Annotated in this window: 8 protein-coding genes; 2 read left to right on the top strand and 6 right to left on the bottom strand. The window is 53.0% G+C overall.

Annotated elements, in window-relative coordinates:
* Positions 1 to 33 precede the first annotated feature (33 nt).
* From AACZ40_RS26430 to AACZ40_RS26450, 5 genes are all read right to left on the bottom strand, one after another.
* The gene (locus AACZ40_RS26430) at positions 34 to 1,269 is read right to left on the bottom strand and encodes a type II secretion system F family protein (protein WP_291176628.1); all 1,236 of its coding nucleotides are present in this window, start codon (positions 1,267 to 1,269) and stop codon (positions 34 to 36) included.
* Between the two features lie 81 nt (positions 1,270 to 1,350).
* Positions 1,351 to 2,439 carry a type II secretion system F family protein gene (locus tag AACZ40_RS26435; protein ID WP_291176631.1) on the bottom strand — a complete coding sequence of 363 codons (1,089 nt, stop codon included), beginning with the start codon at positions 2,437 to 2,439 and terminating at the stop codon, positions 1,351 to 1,353.
* 84 nt (positions 2,440 to 2,523) lie between these two features.
* Complete coding sequence (locus AACZ40_RS26440; protein ID WP_291176634.1) at positions 2,524 to 3,729, bottom strand: GspE/PulE family protein; 1,206 nt, start codon at positions 3,727 to 3,729, stop codon at positions 2,524 to 2,526.
* An 11-nt stretch (positions 3,730 to 3,740) separates the two neighbouring features.
* Positions 3,741 to 4,178 (bottom strand): hypothetical protein, encoded by a 438-nt coding sequence (locus AACZ40_RS26445; protein ID WP_291176637.1) that lies wholly within the window; start codon positions 4,176 to 4,178, stop codon positions 3,741 to 3,743.
* Positions 4,171 to 4,797, bottom strand: coding sequence for a sigma-70 family RNA polymerase sigma factor (locus AACZ40_RS26450; protein ID WP_291176640.1), 627 nt, complete (start codon positions 4,795 to 4,797; stop codon positions 4,171 to 4,173). Before AACZ40_RS26450 ends, AACZ40_RS26445 begins: the two co-directional genes overlap by 8 nt.
* 341 nt (positions 4,798 to 5,138) lie before the next feature.
* On the opposite strand from AACZ40_RS26450, the gene AACZ40_RS26455 reads away from it, so the two are divergent.
* Both AACZ40_RS26455 and AACZ40_RS26460 read left to right on the top strand, forming a co-directional pair.
* Positions 5,139 to 5,660 carry a shikimate kinase gene (locus tag AACZ40_RS26455; RefSeq protein WP_291176642.1) on the top strand — a complete coding sequence of 174 codons (522 nt, stop codon included), beginning with the start codon at positions 5,139 to 5,141 and terminating at the stop codon, positions 5,658 to 5,660.
* Between the two features lie 56 nt (positions 5,661 to 5,716).
* Positions 5,717 to 6,760, top strand: coding sequence for a 3-deoxy-7-phosphoheptulonate synthase (locus AACZ40_RS26460; protein ID WP_291176645.1), 1,044 nt, complete (start codon positions 5,717 to 5,719; stop codon positions 6,758 to 6,760).
* Positions 6,761 to 6,783: 23 nt separating this feature from the next.
* On the opposite strand, the gene AACZ40_RS26465 is transcribed toward AACZ40_RS26460, so the two are convergent.
* Positions 6,784 to 8,343, bottom strand: coding sequence for a hypothetical protein (locus AACZ40_RS26465; protein WP_291176648.1), 1,560 nt, complete (start codon positions 8,341 to 8,343; stop codon positions 6,784 to 6,786).
* Positions 8,344 to 8,874: the final 531 nt, after the last annotated feature.

Raw genomic sequence — 8,874 nt, forward strand, 5'->3', positions numbered from 1 at the left:
TTAAAATAGATATCAGTCAGCCAGCCACCTGATTCAGGACAGCCAGTTCAACAATTGAATTAAAGGCGCCAGCATGGCGATAAACATGAAACCCATCAGCGTGCCACAGAAAATGATCACCAGTGGCTCGACGACCGACGAGAAAAAAGTAAGTCGGACGCGCGTCTGACTGTTCAACATGTCCGACAGTGCATTGAGGATTTCGACCGAATAGCGAGGCCCTGTCGTCGATGTGGAACCGGACTGACTGGCTAAAGTCTGCAGAAATGTAGCCGGAAAAATTTTCAAAGATTCCAGGGACGCAATTTCTGCCTGGCCTGAAGAGACGGAATCTGAGAACTGTCGGCAGGCATTGCGGATTTCATAATTGCTGGAACTTTCTCCCGTCATCTTGAGCGCTTCGAGAAACGGGAGCCCGTTATCAACCAGTAATGCCAGTAAATGGGAAAACCGCGAGACGGACAGCCCGCGAAGCAGTCCACCAATCAGGGGCAGACGGTATATGATTTTCTGCGACCACATCTGCCCGCGCTCCGTTTTCATCAACAGCAGGTAGCAGCCAATCAGCAGCAGCCCGGCAGGCAGATACCACCACCATTGCGTCCGCAGAAAAAGAGAGAGTCCAAACAGTTGGAGCGTCATCCCCGGTAGCTCGATGCCGAAATCCATGTAAATCGATTCGAAGGCAGGCAGGATCCAGAGCAGGATGCTCAGAAACATCAGCATGGCAAACCCCATCAGGATGACCGGGTAACTCAGCGCCATCAGCAGCTGGCTTCTCATCTCGGAGAGCTGTCGGGTATGCGCGACATAGTCCGCCAGGATTTCGCTCATTTTTCCCGAACGAGTGCCGGCGTGCACCAGCGCACATAATTCGCGCGGCGCCCGGGAGTCCGCGAGTACCGTCTCCAGATCGTTACCGGCGTCCAGCTGGGAGGCCAGATTCTGCACGGCAGAACGCAGACGCGGATTCTCGATTTCATGCGAAACGGCTTCCAGTCCGGTTGATAAGGGGAGCCGGGCACGGGTTAAATCAGACAGGTGATCGGAAATCGTATCGTAATCGCGGGACGACAGTTTCTGTCTTCTCGCTGAAGCGGATACGCCATGCGTGGAATAAGACAGCGCTGACTCCTCTTCTTCAATCCGTTCGATTTTAATGCCCTGCTCCTGCAGTTGACTCGCAACTTCATCCCGGTCGGCAGCATGCAGGCGGCCGGAGATGTGTTTCCCTTGCGAGTTGATTCCCTGGTAGCGATACCAAATCATCTGACAGACACCCTGTAATTCATTCAACCCCCACTATCATCACTACCCAACCTCGAACCATAGCCTCTCAATTTAAGAACCTCATGGTTGAGCCAATTGTTTAAGCATGTCGGAGAATGGAAGAAATAATACCAGAGAATAGCATAACACCGTCCCTCCGCCGATGATCGCACCGGTAAAGATCGGAAACAAAATGCGAAACCAGCGTGTATAACTGGTGGCTTTTCTCCGATACATATCGGCGGCATTTTTGAGCGCCAGGCTGAGTTCCCCCTGATGATTCTTCGTCGTCAGCAGCCAGGTTAATAACGGAGGCCAGCCATATTCTTTCGTGGTGACCACTGTCTCCGGCTGTGCATGCAGATGTCGTTCTGCCATCAGACTGGCCGACTTCACCAGTTGATCATCGCCGGTCGCTTCTGCCGCCAGGACGACCGATTCGGCAAAGGGAATGTTCTGTTGAATCAACAGCGACATCAGTTCGGAAAAATTGCCGTACCGGTAATAGTTGGCAATCTTCTGCACACCCGGTATCCAGCCAATCAACCGGCTGGTTCCTTTGAAATTCAACAGCTGGGAACTGCCGGTCCTCATCCAGACAATCACAAACAGAAACAACAGCAGCGGCGGAACCAGGCCCCAGTAGACAACCGTGGATTGCATGGAATTCAATAACCGTAAAGGCGTCGATTCACCAAGACGAAAAATATCATAAGCCGCGTTAAACCGCGAAAGTACTTCAAACAGGAAGATCAGAAACAGTCCATAAGCCAGACTGAATACAATCAGCGGGTAAACCAGCGCCATGCCGATCTGGCGACGCAGGTGAAACAGTTCCCAGGCGTAGTTCGACATTTCTTCCAGGGCAACCGTCAGCTTGCCCGACTTGATGCCCGCTTCCACGATCACACGATACACGCGGGGAAAGCGATCGCCTTCCGCCGCCATCGCTTCCGGCAGGGTACTGCCCCGCTCCATCTTTGTTGCCAGGTCCGCGGTAATGCGGCCCAGTCGATCCGGAAGTTCGTTTCCCATCTCGCGGAGCCCGAGTTCCAGGGGAATCCCGGCCTGAACCAGTGAAATGATTTCCTCGTTCAGCGCGATCAGTTCATCGAGCTCGAAGCGGGTTCCGCGGGACGCGTTCGATTCTGAATCATCTCTTGAATTCATATTCACACCTGCTTTTGCCAGAAACGATTCGTACTGTGTGATCGATTCACACGAAATTCAGAGGTTAATAAAACCGGTTGCCCGTTAAGCATTCGTTCGCGTCATTCCCAGGACCCGACGTACTTCCGCCGGACTGGTGAGCCCCTGGTTCACAGCTTCCTGCGCACGATCCCATTGGGTCCGCATCCCCGACTGAATCGCCAGCTGGTGCAGCACCGTCGCATCGGCCTGATTTAAAATGGCGTTTGCTACTTCTGACTGACCGGGCTGTAACATTTCCGTAAGCACCATCCGCCCGTGGTAGCCGGTCTGTCCGCATTCAGCACAACCGACGGGTACTTTCCAGTGTTCGACTTCCAGGCCCATACGATCTTCATCGGCTTGCGAGAATTCCGCACACGAACAGAGCCGCCTGAGCAGTCGCTGACTCAGAATCGCCAGTAATCCGCTCCGCAGCAGATAAGGTTCGATCCCCATATCAGACAGGCGGCTCACCGCTTCGGTGGCGCTGCCGGCGTGAAATGTGGTGACGACCAGATGTCCTGAGAGCGACGCCTGAAAGACGGTTTCCGCGGTTTCACGATCACGGATTTCACCGACCATAATCACTTCGGGATCCTGTCTGAGCAGGGACCGCAGACCGAGAACCATATCAAAGCCCGCAGCCGGGTTCACCTGCGATTGGGCAACCGTGGGCACGACGACTTCAATCGGATCTTCCAGTGAAGCCAGGCTGCGAGATCCTTGAGACTGCCGCACGATCTCGCGCAGGCAGGCATAAATGGTCGTTGTTTTTCCGCTGCCGGCCGGGCCCGTCATTAAGATGACGCCCCCCGTCTGTGTCAGCAGCCTCTGCAGTTCAAACAGGATTTCGCCGGGCAGGTTCAGACTTTCCAGATGCTTGTACTGCCCCGAACCGACGAACAGCCTGACGACCACTTTCTCGCCATAAAGCGTGGGGAACGTACTGATCCGTGTTTCGACCGCCTGCTCGCCCGATTGTCGCAGCCGGCCTTCCTGCGGGACATCCGTCCGATAAGTCAGCAGATGCGAGAGAACTTTCAAGCGCGAGGTGATCCGCGGCGCCAGCTCATGTGAGAAGTCAGCGACGTGATGCAATACGCCGTCAATACGCCAGTGCATCCGCATTCGGTTTTCGGAAGGGAGCAGGTGAATGTCGCTGGCATTGATGTCCTGGGCCTGATTCAAAATCAGATTGACCAGCTCAGTGACATACTCCGGATGATTCTCGGCTTTCTCAGGCAACTGTTCCTGGAAATGGTGGGACAAACTCTCCTGCATTAATCGCCTCGATGAAAGATCTGCTCAATCGTTCCTGCACGCTCATTGCGAAACTGAACAACGGCATCGACGAGCCCCCATTCACCCGAATGTTTTAACGTGGCCTGCACCGAATTCCAGTCAGTCTTGATTGCCGCTGATTGGCGGGTGACGGTGGAAATGCCTAACACTTCATTCCCCTTGATGTAGATCGCCCTGGACCAGCCCGGTGCCTGCGACTGCGTCGATCCCGAACCGCGCAGAGACCAGAACAGACCGCAGCATACGAATAACATACTGCAGGTAATCCATCTGCGCCGGCGTTGCCGGCGATTCCCCGCCTGCTGTGCTGCTTCCAGCACCTGCTGACGGTGTCCGTCGCGCAGGGGAACGGCTGCGCCGGCACCGGCCTGCAGCAGCTGTTCTTCCAGGGAATTGTGATCTTCAAATTCAAACATTGATATCCTCATGCGTCGCGGGACGCAGGTAATTATCTAATTTCTGGAGCGCATAACGATAACGACTGGCCACTGTATTCGGCGATTCATCCAGCACGCTGGCAATTTCCGCAAAAGTCATGTCTTCCCAGATCTTTAATACCACTACTTCTGACTGATTCGTTGGCAGACGCTTTAACGCCCGGCGGATGACCCGCGCCTGATCGTTCTCTTCTACAATCTCTTCATCTCGTGCCCAGAGCTGTCGGCACTGAGCAAATATCTGAAACGGCTTCCGCTTCTGCAGAATCCGTAAGGCTTCATTGCGGGTGACCCGTAACAGGTAGGCCCAGGGCTGCTGCGCGGTTGCCAGAATTTTCGGTTTCATGGCGATCCGCACCATGGTGGCCTGAATCGCATCTTCCGCATCCGGCATGTTCCGGGTCACGGTCACGGCATACCTTACCAGTCGCTCGGAAGTTAAATCGTAGAGAGATCCCAGCCGGTCGACACCCTGATCGTGCAGATCATTGGCACAACAGCGGATTTGCGCGGCAAATTTGACAGGGGACAGTTGTTCCACGATGGAATTCGATTCTTCAAAGCTCCAGAAAAACTCTGTTTCCCGCTGCTGAGTCACAGCAGGAATGCCCTGGCAGAACTGCCAGGGGGTATGACGAGTAAAATTCGTGTGAATTTATCACAAACATGAGTTCCATACTTGTGTTGATTCAGACGGGAAAATAACAATGAATTGGCGTCCAAACTCCCACACAGTTCCTATTAGAACTGAATTCAGATAATATTTGTTTTGCTTTTCCCCGGATTTTAAAAATATTTTTGAATTCTGCGGGAAACGGTTATCGTAAGCCCTTATATATCAGACAGATACCGCTTCCATGTTTTTGTGCACCGATCTTTGTGCCTTCCTGAAAGAGAGCCCGCGCCGCCCCATGATTTCCTGCAGGGAGGAGTTGCCGGATGGCTGCTGAAGCCACGCCTGAGATTCAGGGAGTCATTCTGATTGGCATGCCCGGGTCGGGAAAGTCGACCGTGGGGAAAAAACTGTCTGAACGGACAGGTCTTCCCTTCCTGGATACTGATGCATTAATTGAGGCCGGCGAATCGAAAAGGCTGGCCGAGATTATTGCCCGGCACACCTCCGAGGGCTTCCGCGAAATTGAAGCAGCATATGTCCAATCGATCCAATCAGCAGGATCGGTAATTTCTACCGGCGGAAGCGTCTGTTACAGCCGCGAAGCCATGCAACATCTTGGCAGTCTTGGTACCATAGTCTGGCTGGATGTGTCACCTGAAGTACTGGAGCAGCGGGTGGCCGATGCGTTTGACCGCGGCGTGTTGATTGAACCGGGAACGACACTGGCCGACTTATACGACAGCCGATTCCCGCTGTATGAACTGTATGCTGAATTAAAAATCGAGGCGTCGCAGCTGTCACCGGAAGAAGTCGTTTCCCGGATCTGTGAGCAGCTGAGTCTCTGAGAACGATCATCAACTGATAACAAACTCTTATAGTAATGAAAAACGATTGCAAGCCGATGTTACCCATTCAAAACGTCAACATTCATGATTCCGTCCGCCTGGTGGCACCACAGGAATTGAAAGACACTTACAAGCGGACCGACAAAGTCACCGAGACCGTTGGCGAATCGCGCGAACAGATCAAACGCATTCTTTCGGGAGAAGACCATCGGCTCATCGTGGTAGTCGGCCCCTGTTCGATTCACGATCCCAAAGCCGCCATCGAGTATGCCTCCCGTTTAAAAGAACTCGCGACCAAAGTGGACGACCGCATGTTCCTGATCATGCGGGTTTACTTCGAGAAACCGCGCACCACCGTCGGCTGGAAAGGCCTGATCAACGATCCGCACCTGGATGGCACCTTCGATGTCTCTTCGGGTCTGAAGATCGCCCGCCAGCTGTTACTGCAGATCGGCGAACTGGGAGTACCCGCCGCAACCGAAATGCTGGAACCGATCACGCCACAATACATTGCCGACGCGATCTCGATTGCTTCGATTGGCGCCCGCACCACGGAGTCCCCCACACACCGCCAGATGGCCAGCGGACTCTCGATGCCCGTCGGTTACAAAAACGGCACAGACGGCAGCCTGGACGTTGCGCTGAATGCGATGCTGGCCGCGCAGAGTCCCCACAGTTTTCTGGGCATCGATGCCGAGGGCCAGACCTGTGTCGTCAACACCAAAGGCAACCCCTGGGGTCACCTGATCCTGCGTGGCGGACGTTCCGGCCCGAACTATTCGCGGGAACATCTGGAAGAAGCCAGCCAGAGCCTGCAGGCCGCCGGCCTGTCACCCCGGTTCATGGTCGACTGCAGCCATGCGAACTCCAACAAAGACTATCGCAACCAGGGCAAAGTCTGGAACGACGTCATCGACCAGCGCGTCGCCGGCAACGATACAATCATCGGCCTGATGCTGGAAAGCAACCTGCACCCCGGCAATCAGAGTCTGCCAAAAGATCTCTCACAGCTCCAGTACGGCGTCTCCATCACCGACGAATGCATCGACTGGGAAGAGACCGAAACCCTGATCCTGACCGCGCACGAAAAACTGTCGTAAGCGGTTTGGAACAGGATTCTTCATCACTTCATCTGCAATGCTGATCGCAGTAAGCTTTCAGCCAGTCTCTTTTCTTCAGGTGTGAAGGCGGATTTGAGTTGAGTCGAGGTGCCCTGTTCGGTCTGGCTGGTTTCCATCGACAAAACTGGAATTGCTGTGACAAAGGAAGGTATCTCACCCAACCTTCTTGATGCAGCCACAGCCTCTTTCAACGCAATGATTTTTTGATCGTCCTCTCCCTTAGAATGAAGTGCAGAGGCGATCTGATACAACAGACGGACCTTCTTTTCGTCATATTCGATTTGCTGTGCGACTTTCAGCGCCGCTTTGATGTTACCTGCGTTGAAGAGACTTGAAGCCACCTTCGCGACTGCAATGCGCCTGCTGTCCAGCACGGGAATCAGCTGGACGACCTCCATCACCTGTTTTGATTCCCCTGTCTCAGCAACAGCAATCGCCACCTCCATCAGATAGGCTGACTGGTCGTGTGGTACTTCAACGAGCTGCGCTACTTCCAGAGCCGGTTCCAGGTGACCTGTCTTGACCAGCGATTTTGCAAGCGCATGCAGAAACCAGGGCCGACGATGTAAAAATTTGATTTGTTGAACCACTTCCAGCGTCTGTCTGCCTCTGCCCTCTTTCGCAAGCTCAAGCGCAATTCCCTCCAGCGCCTTGAACCTGGTTTCCTCATCAGTAATCCGCTCAATAATCGTCAGCGCCTGCTTACAGGCATTTGACTTTGCCAGAACCAGTGTGATCTGCTGGAGAGCCTGCGATTGAGATTTTCGATTTTTGATTGTGTCCACAAAACCCAAAGCCTGCTCGACATCACCGGTTTTTGCGATCTGTCCTGGAATGGAAATCATGGTTTCTTCCCGTAAATCCAGATTCATGATTTGTTGTGCCATTTCAACTGCCTTGTCACTGTCCCCAGACCGCGCGAACGCTTTCGAATACAGATACAGTAGTTGCTCATCTTGAACCTGTGACAGTGATTTCGCGCCTTGAACCAGGTAAGGCTTCGCCCGACTGAAAGCTTCCTCATCCAGCAAAGCCCAGGCGATACCACAGTACGCTTCCGCCTGCTCGCCCGCAGCGGGAATCTGCTCAGCCTTGTTTAATGCTGCGTTTAAATCGTCAATCGTTCCCTTTGCGACCAGTTTGTAGTATTGAGGGAATACGGATTTCTCTGGTTCGTTTCCTGTTTTCTGCATATCCATGCCCAGGACACTCCCTACGGTTAATGGTCTCCTGGTTCTTGTACGCTTGACTGAACTGTTGGAATCCCGATCTTTCAGCTGAGGAATCTTTAGCGTCTGATACATCAACGCAACCCATTCTTCGGGGGTCTCCCATTGCGGAACAGGGACCGTTGAGGTCTCCTGTTTTTTTTCTACGACTGAATTCACAGGATCGGGTTTGGGTTTCTGCACGGACACACTTTCGGCATCCGCTGCCGGCGGCTTCACCTGCTGACTGCAGCCCGCCAGAATGAAACCGGCGAGTACGATCATTCCATAACTCAGGGTCTGCAAAATCAGCAAGTCTGACTCGCTGAACATCAGGCTGGGAGAACGCTTCATAATAATCCTGATTTTCAATCGTCAATAGTAACAAGAGACGCTGCAGTAAAACTGAACACAGTCTAGATACTGCTCTATTGTACCATGGTTGATCAAGTGTTAAACAACGATTCGCGTTCAATAAATCGCATGATGCAGTCAAAGCGAGTTGTTTTACTTCCCATATCAGGGCGCAAACTCCCGATAAACTGCATGGTCCTACCGAATGATGATCCTTTCAATCTCCGTCATATTCATTCTGGCGTGAGCAGCCCTCATCGCTCACAGTCTGGAGAAACAGAACACATCACTACTTCAAATGACGATCGGGCTTGTGTACTGTATGATAAACGCTGGATCCGCGTTTTCATCTGGCCGGCCGCTTAGTCGATACGAAATACAGGTTCTACGAGGAAATCGCGAGAGTGCGTCGGCACTGTCGCTGCAGGAAGAAATAGAAATGAAAGAGACGTTAAGCTACCAGGCTTATTTGAAGAGTTGCGATAGCCCAAGACTGGCGGACTCCTGAAGAATACTTCAGAATCTTCTTAG

Origin of the sequence: uncultured Gimesia sp., from assembly GCF_963972345.1 — a bacterium.
GTDB lineage: Bacteria > Planctomycetota > Planctomycetia > Planctomycetales > Planctomycetaceae > Gimesia.

Bases quoted from the DNA above. Each gene is read 5' to 3' on its own strand.
- AACZ40_RS26435 (WP_291176631.1), bottom strand. From the start codon at position 2,439: ATGAATTCAAGAGATGATTCAGAATCGAACGCGTCCCGCGGAACCCGC.
- AACZ40_RS26430 (WP_291176628.1), bottom strand. From the start codon at position 1,269: ATGATTTGGTATCGCTACCAGGGAATCAACTCGCAAGGGAAACACATC.
- AACZ40_RS26445 (WP_291176637.1), bottom strand. From the start codon at position 4,178: ATGTTTGAATTTGAAGATCACAATTCCCTGGAAGAACAGCTGCTGCAG.
- AACZ40_RS26455 (WP_291176642.1), top strand. From the start codon at position 5,139: ATGGCTGCTGAAGCCACGCCTGAGATTCAGGGAGTCATTCTGATTGGC.
- AACZ40_RS26465 (WP_291176648.1), bottom strand. From the start codon at position 8,343: ATGAAGCGTTCTCCCAGCCTGATGTTCAGCGAGTCAGACTTGCTGATT.
- AACZ40_RS26460 (WP_291176645.1), top strand. From the start codon at position 5,717: ATGTTACCCATTCAAAACGTCAACATTCATGATTCCGTCCGCCTGGTG.